Below are 16,820 nucleotides of genomic sequence, written 5' to 3' on the forward strand. Positions count from 1 at the left end.
CAAAGCGCGGTGCGCGCCTTGCAGCCTGCGGCCACCTTCCAGATCACCGAGCACAGCTTGTACGGGGGCCTGGGCGGCGCTGACAACGCCTTTTGCGCGCTCAGCATCACCCACGAAGCGGCCAACAACCTGGGCGCCGAGGCCGCGCAGATCCTGAAGGCCAGCGACCTAGCGCAAGGCAGCTACCGCAACCGATTCACGGCGGCGCCTTCGGCGGCGCGGCTGGTGCCGATGCCCTGGCACAAACCCACGGCGCCTGGGCTGCAAACGGCCATCGTCATGGCCGCGCCCAATGAACCTCTGACCACCGACCGGGATGGGCGTGTGCGGGTGCAGTTTGGATGGCAGCGCGGGGTTTCAGCGTTGGCTGGTGGCCTGGCAGGTCCGTTGTCGGTTCATGGGATTGAAACCGGCCATGCGCCTGGCCACGATGGCAGCGGCACCTGGGTGCGCGTGGCCAAAAGCAGCGCAGGGGCCAACTGGGGTGCGGTGTTCACGCCTCGTGTGGGCACCGAGGTGCTGGTGGATTTCATCGATGGCGACATCGACCGGCCCGTCGTGGTCGGCCAGTTGCACAACGGCCAGCACGACCTGCCCTGGCCCGCCGGTGTGGACGCGGGCAGCAACCACCCCGGCACGGTCTCGGGCTGGCACCACCAGCACCTGGACCAGCAAGGCGCCAACCAGTGGCTGGTGGACGACGCCACTGGCCAATTGCGCATGCGCCTGGCCAGCCACAGCAGCACCACCGGCTGGAGCGAGTTGACGCTGGGCAGGATCATCCGCCAAAGCGGGCAGGGCGGCGCGGGCCATGCGCAGCGCGGCAACTGGCTGGGTGAAGGCTTTTACGGCCACACCGAAGGCTGGGGCGTGGTACGTGCAGGTGGTGGCCTGTTGATGAGCACCACGGCCAGGGCGCAACGCGGCGCCAGCGTCAACAGCACGCAGATGGATGCGGCCGAGGCCGTGGGACAGCTCAAGGCCGCGCGGCAATTGGGCAACACCTTGAGCCAGAGCGCCCGCCAGCAAGGTGCCCAGGGCTTGAGCAGCCACGATGCCGGCCAAGCCGTGCAAGGCCACACGGACACCATGGACCCGCAGGCCAAGGGCAAGTACACCCAGGCGGTGGGTGGGCAGGCTGCGCAAAAGGCCAATGGCCGCGCCCTGGGTGATGCGGTGGAGCGCTTCAACACACCCATCATTCACCTGGACACACCGGTGACGGCCAGCTTCGTGACGCCCGCCAGCATCAGCCTGTTCAGCGGGCAAGACACCAGCTTGTCATTGCAAGGCGACCTGCAACTCACCAGCGCCCACACCGTGAGCAGCGTGAGCGGGCAGACCAGCAGCCTGTACACGCACAGTGGTGGCATCAAAGGCATCGCGGCCAATGGGGCGTTGAGCTTGCGGGCGCACACCGACAGCCAGCAGGTGTGGGCTGATCAGGACATCACCGTGCAAAGCACGAGTGATGAAGTGCGCATCCAGGCCAAGGACAGCATCACCTTGATGGCGGGGCAAAGCCAGATCGTGATCAAGGGTGGGGACATCACCTTCACGATGCCGGGGAAGTTCACGGTGAAGGGGGCGGGGCATGAGTGGAGTGGTGGTGGGGGGCAGCCTGCACAGATGTTGGCCATGCCAAGCCTGCGTGTTGCTGCGTTAGGTGAAGCCAAAGGCACGTTCAAGTCCACCTTCGCGCGAGATCAGCTCAAAGCATTTGCTTTAGAGGCTGAAGAAGCTGCGTTTGTGAGCGACATGGCGATGACCTTTGGTACGGATGTCCCGTTATCCGCGTATCGGACGTTCTATGAAAAAGCCAAGGCTGGATTGCCAGAAGTTCCGCATCAATTGGCGTACGGCGGAGGTGCTGAATATGACCCAGGGGCTCGGTGCATTTGGGTGGATCGAGGGCTGGCGGCCAAGGCTGCTCAGAACGACGAAGCAGCCCAGTGGGATCTCTTGCTGGCCTTGGTGGGTGCCTGGGGGCAATACATTGACTACCAGTTGCGTCACGTTTGGTCTGGTGTCGGTGGCGGCAAAGGCGAGGCCTATTCACTGGCATTGCTCCCGCTGCTGGATCAGGGCGAGACGATTTATGGCACCTTGCAGAGCCCGGATGCCAGTGGCGATGTGAGAGTGAAGCACCAAAAGCCGCAAAAGGCCATTCAGAGGGCCGAACGAGCCTATATGCAGGCGGTGGACGCTCAAGGCGCTCAAGGTGTGCCATACCTGCACGACGGGGTTTACAGGCCTGACCGAGATGGGCCTGTGAAAGCTGTTCCCGTGTTCGATGCCAAGATGATGAAGGATGAACCGCGCAAGGGAGTTCACAACCATCACAGCATTGAACGAGCGCTTAGAACTGACGAACGATTCCGGGGCGACTACGAGCGAGGGTTAATTTACTACGGCAATTGGCTGCGCGACTGGTCTCAGATGTGCGACGCCATCATGTTGCCGCCCGGCAAGAAGGGCTTGGGCCTGTCCCGCGAGAGCATCACCACGGCGGTCATGCTCATGGGCCAGATGGTGGCAGCCTCATATCTGGAAAACAAGGCTGATTGGGGAAAAGCTCGCCCGGACATTGAGTTCCACAAGTCTCGCCTGCCCAAGTGCATGGAATTGTTGGGATGCTATCGCCCAGAAGAGCACATCGACAATCCCGCAGGGTTGCCCGATCAGCGGCCTCATCAATACCCCAAAGGCTGGTTGGTGGACCTGCCCATCGACAAGCGCATCCTGCAAGTCGATCCTGCGACCAGCGTGCGCCGCTACATTGCCGATCAGGGGCTCATTGGAGGCCATCCATCGTCACTGGTGTACATGCAGAAGCAGCTGAGGCAGGCTTGCCAATTGGGTAAGACGCCCGAAGGGCTGATTCGCCTGGGGTTTGCTTTGCATGTGCTGGAGGATTTCTTTGCGCACACCAACTTCGTTGAGTTAGCGCTTCACAAAGCGGATAAAAGGGGTGTGGTGGCGTGGGTGCCCGCCAAGGCCAATTTGCGCGACATGCCCATCACGACGGGACAGTTCACCGATCAGGATGCGGCGTTCTCGCTCATGTACAAAATGGCTGATCTGCTGCTACCGACCAGCCAAACCGGCGCAAAGCTCAACAAGATCTATTACGAGGGGTTGGAGTTGAGCGACTGGGTGTTCTGGGCTGTTTTGAATGACAGCGGGCGCACCGCCACGGCATCTGCGTACAAGGGCTACTGTCAAGTCATGTACAAGGCGGAAGCCGTGGCTGGCGGCTATGTGCCAGAAGTGGTCAAAAATGGCTACAAAGATGCCAGGGTGTGGGTGTATGGCGTGCTGGCCGCTGCGATCAAGGACCAGGCGGGCGGGCGCATCCGACAACCGCAGATTGATGGCTATGACTTTGCGCGTTCAATCGACCCGACCCACACCATGCTGGCCAAGGATGCAAACGATCACCCCTTGCATGATTTGGCGGGTTCACTCGCACAGAAGGCAGTCTTGGACGTGGGGCGTTGCGTGGCGGATGTGTGGGAAGGGAAAGCCTCCACGGAGGAAGCTGTGGCCTGCGCGAGCAAGTATTTCAAGCATCCGAGCTACACCACCGATTTTGATCAGGATGTGCTTCGCTGGGCCGACAATAACAAGGATGCAATTGTCAAAGCATCAGATCAAACTTCTGCCCTGAAAAGAGCGCGTGAGCACAAGCATGATGGCGATGGGCATGATCACAAGCCATCGTTGCCCAAGCAGTTCCACGCGTCTTGGACGTTCTGGACAGAGCACTACGCGGCATTGACAGGTCGGCAAGATGTGCTGGCATCGGTCCCTCCGGGAGAGGTTGCATGACACCCATGGTTTTCATGATTCGCCAGAGGCTGCTTGCATGCCTCTTGTCATTGTTGGTGGTTGGTTGTGAAGCTCGTGAGCCTGAGTATGTTGGTGATCCGCAAGGGGTCAATCGCAATGGCAAACCTCAGGTGATTATTCGAGGCGAAGGTGTGCGCCTGAATGGGGTTCCGATTAGGCAATATCAGACAAAAGCGACAGATTTAATTCCGCTCATCGGTACGGATATTTCTAGCCAAGAGTCATCCGATGTGTACTGGAATGCGACGGGGCTGCAGATACACGCAACTCCGGATGACGGTGCCCCCACCGGAGCACCAGAATTTATTCGCGGTTTTGAAGTGTGGGTGCGGCCTGGGATCGACTATGGAAAACATCAAGATTGCGATGAAGCAGGATTTGCAAGGCACCGCGAGTCCGTCGAGATGAGTCTTGCGTCACTGGACAAGTTTGAAAAAGAAAACGGTTTCCCCCGCGACGAGGCGGCAAGGCAGAGGGTGCTGAATCGTGAGTGTTCCATGGCAGGTAAAACCCCAGAACACGCTTTCTCCGGCTATCTCGAAGTGGACGGCATGCCGATCGGACCAAACATGTCGCTTAAGGAAATTCAGGCAAGACGCAAGCGCTTGGGCCTGCAGCCCCTGTACATGAACTCCAGCCCGCAAATCTATCTGGCCCTCAAATACAAAACTGGCTTCGAGAAAGATCAGACTTGGTACTTTGAAGTGAAGACGGGTGACGGCGGGGTGATCGTGGATCAGCGATTGAAGTCCATCAGCATTCCTTGAGGCGATGCATGCTGGGATGGTTTTCATACCCCGCATCGGAATCGAGGTGCTGGTCCATTTCTTGTAAACAATGGAAATCATCAAGCTTGCTTGCATCGTTGCACTTACCCATGTGCTGTTGGCAATCGTTCCATGGCTGGTTGCGGAAACACCCGCGACTGGTTGGTTGCCATATCACTCGTACTACACGATGGCCCAAGTGCTCCATGGAATGGGACTACCAGTCATCGGTTCATTTCATGAAGGCATGTTCATGGCGCCGATTACTTCACTGGGCAAGGTAATGATTGTTGGCGCCTGGACCGCAGGCTATGTCGCGGTTGCCCTCATGATCGTAAGAGTACGTGCTCCGCGACATCGGGATGAAGAGTAAGTTGAGCGTCATGGCTGTGGTGGGTGAGTCACGCCCACTGCTGAAAGTCCAATAGCATGCGCGGCCTCATCCTTGTTTACCTTCTCAGCGCATTGCTGTTAGCAGGCTGTTCCGATCACCAAAGCCGTGCAACGAATGCGTCGGCCAATAGCGAGACAATTTCAATGTCCAACCCAGTGACCATCAAGCTTGGCGAGTCTGGCCCCGATTTTGCGAAACGCTATCCCTCAATGGTCAATGTGGTGCATCAGCCTGCGGGGTTGGACTTCTACAGCGCTCGGTGGGGCGCGCGGCCCCATGGGGTCGTCAAACTTGATTTGGGCAGCTACTCTTTGACTTTGCCGCATGTCCTCAGCTTGCAGGCCGCTCAGGAGCCTGGCCAACTTGCGCCAGAGGGCTTGTACGAGTTCTCCATCAACACGGGCATCACCGAGCCTGAGTTGATCGCCCATGATGAAGCCAGATTGCAAACCTACAAGATTCTTTCTGCCATTTTGCAGGCTGGCTGGAAGCCGTTCATTGAGCGAAGCGAGCCGCGTTTAAGCGGACAGGTGCGGTATGACTACACCTTGAAAACCGTCAGCGTTAACGGCCTTGACCCAAGCTATTTGCCAACGCTGGACGAATGGATGCGCATTGAGAGCCGGACTCCATGGAGTTTCCATGCGCCAGGTGCTTACCTGGAGCTGAGTTTTACGCGGGAACGCACTTTGACCGATCCTGCCAAGCCAGGTTCTTACATGCTGACGTTCAATGTCAAGACGGAAGCAGAGCATTCACGAGGCTATGTGGAGTCGGATGATCGGCCTCGATGGAAAGTGCTGCTGCCAAAGCTTTTGCCCCAACTGACTTTGGCTCGCCAGCAAAAGGAAACTGAGTTGAGAGCCAAAGGTGTGCCCATTGACGAAAGCTACAAAGATCCAGAGCTTCCAAGCCTGTCTGGTGACCTTGGTACTTGATCAAAAATGACCAGGGATTGATATGAGAATCTTGAAGCTGCTCGTCTTGAGCGTTGTTGTCTTTTCCGTGGCGTTTGGCGCCTACGTCTCAATGCCCAAGAAGTACAAGTACCAGATCTCTGATTGGTATGCCCGCATTGGCGCACCCCCATTCATCGATGCCCCCGACCTGCTGGAGGCGGAGAATCAGGATGAGCTGATCCGTTCTCTGACCGCGAGGAAATTCGAGCTGGTGTGCACCGGCGGGCTGCACCGCGAAGAAAAAATATCAGAGCTTGATGACCACGAGTGCCATTCGTTCATCAACTCCGCCTATGACAACATCCCTGCCAGCTTGGTGAGCTTCTTCTTTGCCAAAAGGAAGCTGACGCATGTTCGCGTGGAGTTCCCCGACACCTCGTTCAACAAGATCAATGATTTTCTGAGTCGCAAACTGGCGAACTATCCCCGACTCGATCAAATGCCTAATCACCGGATCAACCCCGACAACTACGGCAAGCCCTTGAGGGTCTGGGTGGTGAAAGCGGGCATCGTGGCCATGAGCGGCGAGGGCACGCCCAACCGTGATGTGGTGCTGTTGTGGTCGGCGCATGATCCGGCCACGCTCCGCGCTTTGAGGCGTTAAACCGCCTCGGCCACCACCTGATTGCGCCCCCGCGCCTTGCCCTGGTACAGCGCGCTGTCCGCCCGGTTCACCGGCCCATCCACCGGCTCTTCCAGCCGATGGCTGCTCACCCCAAAGGTCATGCTGACCTTGATGGTCTGTGCGCCCACGGTGACTTCAACGGCGGACACCTTCTCGCGCAAACGCTCGGCCACCATGCTGGCCGCCTCCAGCGTGGCATTGGGCATCAGGATCAGGAACTCTTCGCCCCCCCAGCGGGCCACGCTGTCTTGCTCGCGCACGGCCTGGCTCAGCACCTGGCTGACGGCCTTGAGCACCGCATCACCCACGGCATGGCCATGCTGGTCGTTGATGGACTTGAAATGGTCGATGTCCGCCAGCACGAAGGCCAGTGGGGCCAGGTGCCGCTTGCGTTGCGTCAGCTCGTAGTCGGCCAACTCCAGGAAGCTGCGGCGGTTGAGCAATTGCGTGAGCGGGTCGGTGGTGGCCAGGATGCGCAATTGCTTTTCTGCCTTGCTGACCAGCCTCATGTACAGGTTGGACAGGTAAAACAACAGTGCGAAGGTGGCCGCGAGGTTGAAGGCGCGCAAGGTGGACAGCACCTCGGCACTGAGTTCGTGCAGGGGCCGCACCTGATGCATGGTGAAGTCAAGGGCCACGTACAGCACGAAGACCAAGCCTGACAACAGGTATTTGGAGGAGCGCCGCCGCATGCTGCTGATGACCACGACGGGCACCATCACCAACAGGTAGTAGTGGAAACCGCTGTCCCAGCCGATGGACCACACGGCCAGTGCAGCGTGGATCAGGACCTCGGAAACGATGAGGACCGCAGCCAGGATGTTGCGGTGCAACTTCAGACAGCCATAGCTGGCCGTGAACAGGGTCACGCTGCCCAGGTTGATCCAGGCCATGGTGTGGGCACCCAGCCAATAGAACACCGCGGCGAACAGCAGGTGCGTGAGGCCGGACACCAGGCAGACCTGGTACATCAGCTTCCAAAAGGAGCGCGACGTGTCGCGGGATCCTGATTTGACCGGCGTGGTGACAGAAGGAGGGATCGACATCGTCCTCGGATATCGACCCCTTCCGGCCCAAACTTTAATCAGGCCGCTTTGCTGCTGCGCCGCGTCAACACGCCCTTCAAGGCCACACCAGTGTGGGTGCGTGCTTTCACGAGGGCTTCTGGCGGGCCTTCGGCCACCACGCGGCCGCCACCCGTGCCGCCTTCCGGCCCCAGGTCCAGCACCCAGTCGGCTTCGGCGATCACGTCCAGGTCATGTTCAATCACGATGACGCTGTGGCCGCCCTCCACCAGGCGGTGCAGCACGTGGATCAGCTTGGCCACGTCAGCCAGGTGCAGGCCCACGGTGGGTTCGTCCAGCACGTACAGGGTGTGCGGTGCCTTCTGGCCGCGCCGGGTGATGTCGTCGCGCACCTTGGTGAGTTCGGTCACCAGCTTGAGGCGCTGGGCCTCGCCGCCAGACAAGGTGGGTGAGGGCTGGCCCAAAGTCAGGTAGCCCAGGCCCACGTCCTGCAAGAGCTTCAGGGGGTGGGCGATGGAGGGCATGGTGCCGAAGAACTCGACGGCCTCGTCGACCTCCATCTTGAGGATGTCGCCGATGTGCTTGCCGCGCCAGGTGGCGGTGAGCGTTTCGGCGTTGAAGCGCATGCCGTTGCACGCGTCGCAATGCACTTTCACGTCGGGCAGGAAAGCCATCTCGATGGTGCGCACGCCTTGGCCTTCGCACTCGGGGCAGCGGCCGTCGCCGGTGTTGAAGCTGAAGCGGGCGGCGGGCCAGCCGCGGGCGCGCGCTTCCAGTGTGTCGGCGAAGAGCTTGCGGATGGTGTCCCAGAAGCCGATGTAGGTGGCGGGGCAGGAGCGGGGTGTTTTGCCGATGGGGGTTTGGTCCACTTCCAGCACGCGGTCGACCGCGCCCCAGCCGTCGACGCCCGAGCAGCCCGTCCACAGGGGGGCGACGGTGGCGCGGTCACGCGGGTTGATGGCGACGGCGGCTTGCACATTGGCCAGCAGCACGTCGCGCGCGAAGGTGGACTTGCCCGAGCCGCTGACGCCGGTGATGGCCACCAGGCGGGTCAAGGGCACGGAGGCGGTCAGGTCTTGCAGGTTGTGCAGGCGCGCGCGCTTGACGGTGAGCTGCGGTGTGTCCTTGTCGACATCGCGGCGTGTGCCCAGTGGGTGCTGCATGGGTTCGCGCAGGCAGCGGCCGGTGACCGAGTCGGGCGTGTCCATGAGTTGCTGGACTGTGCCTTGGGCCACGACGGTGCCGCCACGCTGGCCCGCACCGGGGCCGATGTCGATGATGTGGTCGGCGCGTCGGATGGTGTCTTCGTCATGCTCGACCACGACCAGGGTGTTGCCCTCCTGGCCCAGCGTGTGCAGGGCGTCAAGCAGCAATTGGTTGTCACGCGGGTGCAGGCCGATGGTGGGCTCGTCCAACACGTAGCAGACGCCTTGCAGGTTGGAGCCCAACTGTGCGGCCAGGCGGATGCGCTGGGCTTCGCCGCCGGACAGCGTGGGTGCGGCGCGGTCGAGGCTGAGGTAGCCCAGGCCGACTTGTTCCATGAAGCTGAGGCGCGATTTGATCTCGCTGACGATGTCGCGGGCGATGGTGGCTTCGCGGCCATCGAGCTTGAGTTGTTCGCCCCAGCCGCGCGCATCTTTGACCGACAGGGCCGACAGCTCGGCGATGGATTGGCCACGAAGCTGCACGGCCCGCGCGATGGGGTTCAGGCGTGCGCCATGGCAGGTGCTGCAGGCGGCGTCTTCCACGTCTTCGATGTCGGGTTCGGCGAAGGTCTGCTCGCGGCCCTTGTTCTCGTCTTGCGGCGAGTCGTCGAGCACGGTGCGTTGCTCGCGGGTCAGCTCCAGGCCGGTGCCCACGCAGTCAGGGCACCAGCCGTGCTTGCTGTTGTACGAGAACAGGCGTGGGTCCAGCTCGGGGTAGCTGGTGCCGCACGATGGGCAGGCGCGCTCGGTCGAGAACACCTTGACGCGGCCGATATGCAAGGTGGAGTGGCCACCGGCCAAGGCTTCCGACAGGCCCGTCAAAGGGGTCAGCAAATGGACCACGCCCTTGCCATGGGCCAAAGCCTTGGCCAGCAGTTCGCGCAACGGCGCTTCGTTGCTTGAGGACACCACGATGTCACCCACGGGCAGCTCGATGGTGTGCTCGCGGTAACGGTCCAGCTTGGAAGCCTCGGTGCGGCCCCAGCCCGCGGTGGGCACGAACTCACCATCGACGCGAAGGTGCGTGAAGCCACGCGCAGCCGCCCACTTGGCCAGCTCGGTGTAGATGCCCTTGCGGTTGACAACCAGCGGCGCCAGCAGGCCCACATGCTGGCCCTTGTAATCGCGCAGCCATTGTGCGGCGATGGCCTCGGGGGTTTGCGGCAGCACGGGAATGGCATGACCGTGGTCGTCCACGCAGTTCGGGTTGGTGCAGTGCTGAACGCCAAGCTTCACATACAGCAGGCGCAGGAAGTGGTGCACCTCGGTGGTGGTCCCGACGGTGCTCTTGCGGCCACCGCGCGACAGGCGCTGCTCGATGGCCACGGTGGGCGGGATGCCGTAGACCGCGTCGACCTCGGGGCGGCCGGCAGGCTGCACCAGCGATCGCGCGTAGGCGTTCAATGATTCCAGATAGCGGCGTTGGCCTTCGTTGAACAGGATGTCGAAGGCCAGCGTGGATTTGCCCGAACCCGACACGCCCGTGACCACGTTGAACTGGCCGCGAGGGATGTGAACGCTCAGGCCCTTCAGGTTGTTCTCGTGCGCGTTGACTACTTCGATGCTGGTGGCGCCAGGTGCATGCAAGGCACGTTCACGGCGGTCTTCTCGGCGCTTGTCGCGTCGGGCCTTGATGAGTGATTGCAGCGAGGCGCCATCGGGGTCTGACGCATTGGAGGGCAGGTCCACGTGGTAGCCCGCGAGGCGTTCGGCCGCGATCAAGGCGGCGCCGCTCATGCCCATGGCATCTTCATACTCGCGCAGGGCCAAGGCGGTGTGCGAGCTGGGGTGCTGCTTGAGGTCATCGGGCGCCCCGGTGACCACCAGTTGGCCACCGGCCTCGCCACCTTCGGGTCCCAGTTCGATCAGCCAGTCGCAAGCCCGGATCACGTCCAGGTTGTGCTCGATCAGGACGATGGAGTTGCCCGCGTCCAGCAGTTTGGCGAAGGCGCGCATCAGCTTGGCGATGTCGTCGAAGTGCAGGCCGGTGGTGGGCTCGTCGAACATGAACAGCGTGCCTTTGCGGGCCATGCGTTGGCCACTGCTCGACGCTTGCTTGGCGGCTTCGACCAGGTGGCCGGCCAGCTTCAGGCGCTGCGCTTCGCCACCGGACAAGGTCGGCACGGGTTGGCCCAGCTTGACGTAGTCCAGGCCCACATCCACCAGAGGTTGCAATGTGCGCACCACGTCCACATCTTGCGCGAACAGGCGCGCGGCCTCGGCCACGGTCAGCTCCAGCACGTCGGAGATGCTGAGCTTCTTGTTCAAGCGCTCGATCGTGACCTCGCGCACCTCGGCGCGGAAACGCGTGCCATCGCAATCAGGGCAGCGCAGGTACACGTCGCTCAAGAACTGCATCTCGACGTGCTCGAAGCCTGAGCCGCCACACGTGGGGCAGCGGCCCGTGCCCGCGTTGAAGCTGAAGGTGCCGGCGGTGTACTTGCGTTCGCGCGCCAGTTCGGTTACGGCGAAGATGGTGCGCACCGCATCAAAAGCGCCCACATAGCTGGCGGGATTGGAGCGCGCCGTCTTGCCGATGGGCGATTGATCCACAAAGCTGACGGCGCTGAGCCAGTCGGCACCCAGCAGCTCATCGTGCTCGCCGGGGCTTTCCGTGGCCTGGCCAAAGTGGCGCAGCAAGGCGGGGTGCAGGATGTCCTGGATCAAGGTGGATTTGCCTGAGCCTGAAACACCCGTCACGCCCACCAGGCGCTGCAGGGGGAACTCGACGGTCAGGTTCTTCAGGTTGTGCTCGCGCGCGCCCTGCAGGATCAGCTTGGGTGTGTTGGCCTGCACGGGGCGGCGCAAGCCTAGGCTGATGCCACGGCGTCCACCCAGGTAGGCGCCGGTCAAGGTGTCGGCATCTTTCAACTGGTCGGGCGTGCCATCGAACACGATGCGGCCGCCTTGGTGGCCCGGGCCAGGCCCCATGTCGATGATGCGGTCGGCGGCCAGCATCACGGCCGGGTCGTGCTCAACGACCACCAGCGTGTTGCCCGCATCGACCAGGCGCTGCATGGCCTCGTTGATGCGGTTCATGTCGCGCGGGTGCAGGCCGATGCTGGGCTCGTCCAGCACGAACAGGGTGTTGACCAGCGAAGTGCCCAAGGCCGTGGTCAGGTTGATGCGCTGCACTTCGCCACCCGACAGCGTGCGGCTTTGCCGGTCCAGCGTGAGGTAGCCCAGGCCGACATCGACCAGGTACTTCAGGCGGTTGCGCACTTCATCGAGCAGCAATTGCAAGGCCTCACCATGGCCGCGCGTGGGCAGGGTCACGAACGAGAAAAAGCGCTGCAGTTGCTGGATGGGCAGCAGCATCACATCTTGCAAATTCAGGCCAGGCAGGGCTTCCAGCGTGGCGCGGGGCAGGGCAGCACCCGCGGGTGAGAAGCGCTTGGCTGGTGGCATCACGGCGTTGGCGTCTTCCACACTGCCCAGGCGCCACAGCATCGATTCCAGCTGCAGGCGCGCGCCATCGCAGGTGGGGCAGGTGGTGTAGCTGCGGTACTTGGACAGGAGCACGCGGATGTGCATCTTGTAGGCCTTGCTCTCTAGGTACTCGAAGAAGCGCTTCATGCCGTACCACTGCTTGGTCCATTTGCCGGACCAGGCCGGGTCGCCGTTGATCACCCATTGCTGGTGCTCGTGGCTGAGCTGCGACCAGGGCGTGTCGCGCGGGATGCCGAGTTCGCCCGCGTACTTCAGCAGGTCGTCCTGGTTCTCTTGCCAGGCCGGGGTCTGGATGACCTTGATGGCGCCCGAGCGCAGGGTCTTGTGCTTGTCGGGGATGACCAGGCCCCAGTCCACGCCGATGACGCGGCCGAAGCCTCGGCAAGTGGGGCAGGCGCCCGCAGCGGAATTGAAAGAGAAGGTGCCGGGCGTGGGCGTGCTGTAGCGGCGGTTGCTGTCGGGGCAATGCAGGCCGCTGGAAAAGCGCCACAGCTCGGGTTCGGCGGCTTCATCACCCTCGGGCAAGGCATAGACGGTGACATGGCCACCACCGCGCTTGAAGGCCACCTCCAGCGCTTCCATGACGCGGGGCAGGTCCAGATCAGCCCCGCTGGGGTCGGCGCCCAGGCGGAAGCGGTCGGCGACCACGTCCAGCACCAGGCGTTCGCCAGCCTGCGCTTCCAACGCGGCGGCCTTGGCGGTCTTGGTCTTTTTGGCGGGCTTGGTGTCGCTGGCACTTGGCGCAGAAGCGTTGATCTTCACCACGCGCTGCGCCTGGATGCGCGTGAAGCCGCTGGATGACAGCCACTCCTGCATCTGCTCGGTGCTGGTGTTGGCGGGCAACTCGGCCGCGAAAGTGATGACGAGGCGGCGGCCGCCGGGCGTCAAGGCGCAGCGTGCCAGCAAGGTCTCGAACACCGATTGCGGCGAGTCTTCGGACACCAGTTGACCCGTGTCCTGGTCGAACAGTTGGGCAGCGCGGGCGAACAACAGCTTCAGGTGGTCGTTCAGCTCCGTCATCGTGCCAACGGTGGAGCGCGAGGTGCGCACCGGGTTGCTCTGGTCGATGGCAATCGCAGGCGGCACGCCATCCACCCGGTCCACCGCGGGGCGGTCCATGCGGTCCAGGAACTGGCGTGCGTAGGCGCTGAAGGTCTCCACATACCGCCGCTGTCCCTCGGCGTACAGCGTGTCGAACACCAGGGACGATTTGCCCGAGCCGCTGGGGCCGGTGACGACCGTCAGCTCACCCGTGCGGATGTCCAGGTCAAGGTTCTTGAGGTTGTGCTGGCGGGCACCGCGGATGCGGATCAAAGACGACATGAGTAGAACCTTGCGCTAAGGAGGACTGCCGAGGCAGTGGCGCAAGCATTCTAGGGACGGATCAATGCCCCTGTGATTTCACCGGCGGAAAACCTGGGCGCCTCAGTCGATCAGGTTCTCGCACAGCAGGCGCAGGCGGTGCATGTCGCTGTCGGGCAGGTTGCCCGCGCGCAGCAGGATGGCGCGCTGGATCGAGCGCAGACGGAACTGCAGCTCGTTTTCGATCGCTTCCAGCTCACCGGCGTCCTGGTGGTCCACGGCTTCCTTGCTCCACAGGCCGCTGGCGTTCCAGCCCAGGCGCAGGCGGCTCATCAGGTGCTGGGCCAAGCCCAGGGCGTCCTTCAAGGCGGGCGATTCGGCGATGGTCAGCAAGGCGCTGGCATGGTCTTGGGCGGTCAGCATGGCCTGGTCCAGCTTGGCCAGGTTCAGGCGGATCTGTTCATCGCTGAGGTGGGCGGACAGGGGCTGCTGGGTTTGGGCGGCTTTGGAGATTAGGCCCACCCATTGCAAATCGAACTCGCCGGGCACCACGCGCAGGGCCACGCTGGCGCGGGCCAGGTGCGGTTGTTGGCTGCGCAACACGTTCAGGGCGTGCTCGGTCACGGCCAGCAGCATGCCTTGGGGCGAGATCTGGCCGCGTTGCAAGGCGTGCGGGTAGCCTGAACCATCCAGGTGCTCGTGGTGCTCGGCCACGGCGCGGGCCACGATGGGTGGGTAGTTGGTCAACTGGGTGATCAGCAGGTAGCCAATGTGCGGGTGCACCACCAGTTGCAGGTAGCTCTGGAAGTCCAGCGTGCGGTCGGCATCGGCTTCGTTGAACTGCGGGGCGATGTACATCTCGCCCAGGTCGTGCAGCAGGCCGCACAGCATGGCCAGGCGCAGGTCATGGACGCTGCCGCCGTGCTCGATCATCAGGGCGCCATTCAGGGCCATGGCCTGCACGGCGTGCTCGTAGGTGGCGGGGCGGGATTCCTGAGCCGCTGTCAGCAGCAGCTGGGCCACCGAATGCAGGGGAATGTGGGCGGCTTCGCGCACCAGCTTTTCAGAGTGCCGCAGCAGCAAGGTGGTCAGCGGCGTGTCGTGCAGCATCAGGCTCTTGAGCGACTGCACCAGCGAGTGCGGCGTCACGCCGTCTTCCACCATCAGGCAGCTTTCCAGCGGCTGGCGCAATTGGCGGTCCAGCAACTTTCGCTGCAACTCTTGCGACACCGGCTGGTTGCGCGCCCACAGCTTGATCCCCGTCATGTCGAAGATGTCGTGGGAGGCGATGATGCTTTTGGTCTCGCTGGCTTCCAGGATGGTGGCCAGGGCGTGGGGATTGGCGGTCGAAAAGCTGGCGACGCGGGCGGGGGTGTTCATGGCGGATCTCCTGACGATGGTCTTCGTCATTAGTTCGGCCATGGCGCCGGGATGTTGAGGCCTTAATCGTTACGAAATGTAGTCAGTCGGCACCTCGCCAGGTGACGCGGTGTGGAAGGAACAGGAACTTGCGCTTGAAGCGCCGCATGGTCTCGGACGCGCCAAAGTAGGTGTCGTAGACGTAGTACAGCACCTGCGGGTGGTGCGCGATCAGATGGTCGGCGATGGACACGAGCAACAGGGGCACCACGCCATCTGAATGGTGATCGGCATGCCCGTAGATGGTTTCAATGGCGCACAACTCGCCTGCAATCAGGCATGAAGCGTAGGCGACGAGGGTGTCGTCCTTGAAGATGCCGAAATAGGGATAGTCGTGCGTGGGGTTGGTCGATGGGGGGTCAATGATGGACGGTGCATGGGCGGAAAAGAAATGCTTGGGCATCTCTTGACCCTGCCGGACTTTGGTCGATCGGTGGATGGCCGTCACGTCGTCCACATGCCGGTTGTAGTCCATCCGCTCAAATCGGTAGCCCAGGCGCAGCGCCTTTTTCAGATTTCTTTTGGCGGTGGACCCCACCCTGTTGGAGTAGGGGGGCGGGGCACTTTTGAGCCAAGAAACCGCGACCCCATATTCGAGCTGGCGGATCAGTGGGAATTTGGTGTGGCGGCGCGTGGCATTCTGGTGGAATTGCTGTGTCACCTTGCGATAAAAGGCATGATTTCCAAGGGTATCGGACATCATCAAATCGATGGAAATCGACGGCAAGTTCGATATTGCACTGATGGTTTCGGACAATCGCCTGAAATGACTCAGGAATATCGCCTCCCTGTTAAATGCAGAGAGTGGTGTGGCAATCACCGACATCAGCGCCGTCAATAGTTTCACGGGCGCTTCCTGAGGTGCAAATCAACAATCTTGAGGGGCATGGGCGTGACAGCCCAGGGTGGGCTACTGAGGAAACTGCATTTTGTCGGCCAATTCTCGCAGCTTGGGGTTCTTCTTGTAAATGATATTCAGATCCTGATACTCGGGTTTGGCGATCTGCTCGCGCATTTTCTTGAGCGTTTGCTCGGGCACGGTGGTGACCAGGAAATTGGCCAGGGCGGTGGGGATCATGCCGCCCGGGTCGGCGCTGCCCATGATCTCGACCTCGGTGTGGGTGGGCGTGACCGGGGTCAGCCGCCAGGAGGCCTGCAGGGTGGGGATGCGCACGAAGCCATCCTTGCGGGGCATGATGCCTTCCTCGCTGCTCACGGTCACGTGGATGCTCAGGGTGATGGGATCTTGCCTGACCAGGATGTGGGCCACGGCGTCGCGCGGGCTGACGGGCCAGATGCCTTTCATGGCCAGGTACACGTAAGAGTCTTCCACGTGCTCGCCCTTGATGAAGCGCGATTCTTCCAGCAAGAAGAACCACTCGGGCATGGCGGGTACATCGGCCAGCATGGCGGCCACTTGCCGCAATGGCGCCTTGATCTGCATCACGCCCCGAAAGCTCTTCAGCACCCGGCCGGGCACCTCGCGGGTGTACAGCTGGATGCCTTGTGTGTCCTTGTGCAGTTGCCAATCACCTTGAATGGAGGGGGCTGCCACGCAGGGCAAACTCAGGAAAGTGGCCAACAGGGTGACCCAAAACGTGCGCATGTTCCACATGGCGCGATTATGGGTGCCGCGCTTTGTGGCCTAATAGAGGGTTAATCAGTCATCACCGGAGCCATTCATGGGCAACAAAATCGTCACCGAAGCCGACCGCAAGGCCACCCCCCGTCCCGCCGCCATCCCTGGCGTGACCCCCACCACGGGCAAGGGCCAAAAGCGCAGCCTGGAACGTGGCACCGCCACCCGCAGCAAGAAGAACCC

The 16,820-nt window shown here is 62.0% G+C and carries 10 protein-coding genes; 5 read left to right on the forward strand and 5 right to left on the reverse strand.

All coding sequences use genetic code 11. From position 1 onward, the window contains the following. The 5 genes from Q7V20_RS13690 to Q7V20_RS13710 all read left to right on the forward strand — a co-directional run. Positions 1-3,831, forward strand: a 3,831-nt coding sequence (locus Q7V20_RS13690; RefSeq protein ID WP_304792028.1) for a DUF2345 domain-containing protein, incomplete at its 5' end; no start/stop codon positions are given. Continuing rightward, the gene (locus tag Q7V20_RS13695; protein ID WP_304792031.1) at positions 3,828-4,619 is read left to right on the forward strand and encodes a hypothetical protein; all 792 of its coding nucleotides are present in this window, start codon (positions 3,828-3,830) and stop codon (positions 4,617-4,619) included. The genes Q7V20_RS13690 and Q7V20_RS13695, both read left to right, overlap by 4 nt. Positions 4,620-4,689: 70 nt before the next feature. Next, complete coding sequence (locus Q7V20_RS13700; protein WP_304792034.1) at positions 4,690-4,992, forward strand: hypothetical protein; 303 nt, start codon at positions 4,690-4,692, stop codon at positions 4,990-4,992. A 56-nt stretch (positions 4,993-5,048) separates the two neighbouring features. Next, positions 5,049-5,951, forward strand: coding sequence for a hypothetical protein (locus tag Q7V20_RS13705; protein ID WP_304792037.1), 903 nt, complete (start codon positions 5,049-5,051; stop codon positions 5,949-5,951). Between the two features lie 22 nt (positions 5,952-5,973). After that, positions 5,974-6,576 carry a hypothetical protein gene (locus Q7V20_RS13710; protein WP_304792040.1) on the forward strand — a complete coding sequence of 201 codons (603 nt, stop codon included), beginning with the start codon at positions 5,974-5,976 and terminating at the stop codon, positions 6,574-6,576. On the opposite strand, the gene Q7V20_RS13715 is transcribed toward Q7V20_RS13710, so the two are convergent. The 5 genes from Q7V20_RS13715 to Q7V20_RS13735 all read right to left on the reverse strand — a co-directional run bounded on the left by Q7V20_RS13715 (position 6,573) and on the right by Q7V20_RS13735 (position 16,604). Then, the gene (locus tag Q7V20_RS13715) at positions 6,573-7,643 is read right to left on the reverse strand and encodes a GGDEF domain-containing protein (RefSeq protein WP_304792043.1); all 1,071 of its coding nucleotides are present in this window, start codon (positions 7,641-7,643) and stop codon (positions 6,573-6,575) included. The two genes, Q7V20_RS13710 and Q7V20_RS13715, sit on opposite strands and share 4 nt — an antisense overlap. Before the next feature lie 38 nt (positions 7,644-7,681). Then, entirely contained in the window at positions 7,682-13,600 is a 5,919-nt protein-coding gene (gene uvrA / locus Q7V20_RS13720; protein ID WP_304792046.1) for an excinuclease ABC subunit UvrA, read from the reverse strand. A 102-nt stretch (positions 13,601-13,702) separates the two neighbouring features. Beyond that, positions 13,703-14,959, reverse strand: coding sequence for an HD-GYP domain-containing protein (locus Q7V20_RS13725; RefSeq protein WP_304792048.1), 1,257 nt, complete (start codon positions 14,957-14,959; stop codon positions 13,703-13,705). Between the two features lie 82 nt (positions 14,960-15,041). Further along, positions 15,042-15,824 (reverse strand): hypothetical protein, encoded by a 783-nt coding sequence (locus Q7V20_RS13730; RefSeq protein ID WP_304792051.1) that lies wholly within the window; start codon positions 15,822-15,824, stop codon positions 15,042-15,044. Between the two features lie 84 nt (positions 15,825-15,908). Continuing rightward, complete coding sequence (locus tag Q7V20_RS13735) at positions 15,909-16,604, reverse strand: START domain-containing protein (RefSeq protein ID WP_304792054.1); 696 nt, start codon at positions 16,602-16,604, stop codon at positions 15,909-15,911. Positions 16,605-16,820 lie beyond the last annotated feature (216 nt).

This window comes from Aquabacterium sp. (assembly GCF_030652515.1).
GTDB lineage: Bacteria > Pseudomonadota > Gammaproteobacteria > Burkholderiales > Burkholderiaceae_C > Aquabacterium.

Bases quoted from the DNA above. Each gene is read 5' to 3' on its own strand.
- Q7V20_RS13715 (WP_304792043.1), bottom strand. From the start codon at position 7,643: ATGTCGATCCCTCCTTCTGTCACCACGCCGGTCAAATCAGGATCCCGC.
- Q7V20_RS13735 (WP_304792054.1), bottom strand. From the start codon at position 16,604: ATGCGCACGTTTTGGGTCACCCTGTTGGCCACTTTCCTGAGTTTGCCC.
- Q7V20_RS13710 (WP_304792040.1), top strand. From the start codon at position 5,974: ATGAGAATCTTGAAGCTGCTCGTCTTGAGCGTTGTTGTCTTTTCCGTG.
- Q7V20_RS13705 (WP_304792037.1), top strand. From the start codon at position 5,049: ATGCGCGGCCTCATCCTTGTTTACCTTCTCAGCGCATTGCTGTTAGCA.
- Q7V20_RS13730 (WP_304792051.1), bottom strand. From the start codon at position 15,824: ATGTCGGTGATTGCCACACCACTCTCTGCATTTAACAGGGAGGCGATA.
- uvrA (WP_304792046.1), bottom strand. From the start codon at position 13,600: ATGTCGTCTTTGATCCGCATCCGCGGTGCCCGCCAGCACAACCTCAAG.
- Q7V20_RS13700 (WP_304792034.1), top strand. From the start codon at position 4,690: ATGGAAATCATCAAGCTTGCTTGCATCGTTGCACTTACCCATGTGCTG.
- Q7V20_RS13695 (WP_304792031.1), top strand. From the start codon at position 3,828: ATGACACCCATGGTTTTCATGATTCGCCAGAGGCTGCTTGCATGCCTC.
- Q7V20_RS13725 (WP_304792048.1), bottom strand. From the start codon at position 14,959: ATGAACACCCCCGCCCGCGTCGCCAGCTTTTCGACCGCCAATCCCCAC.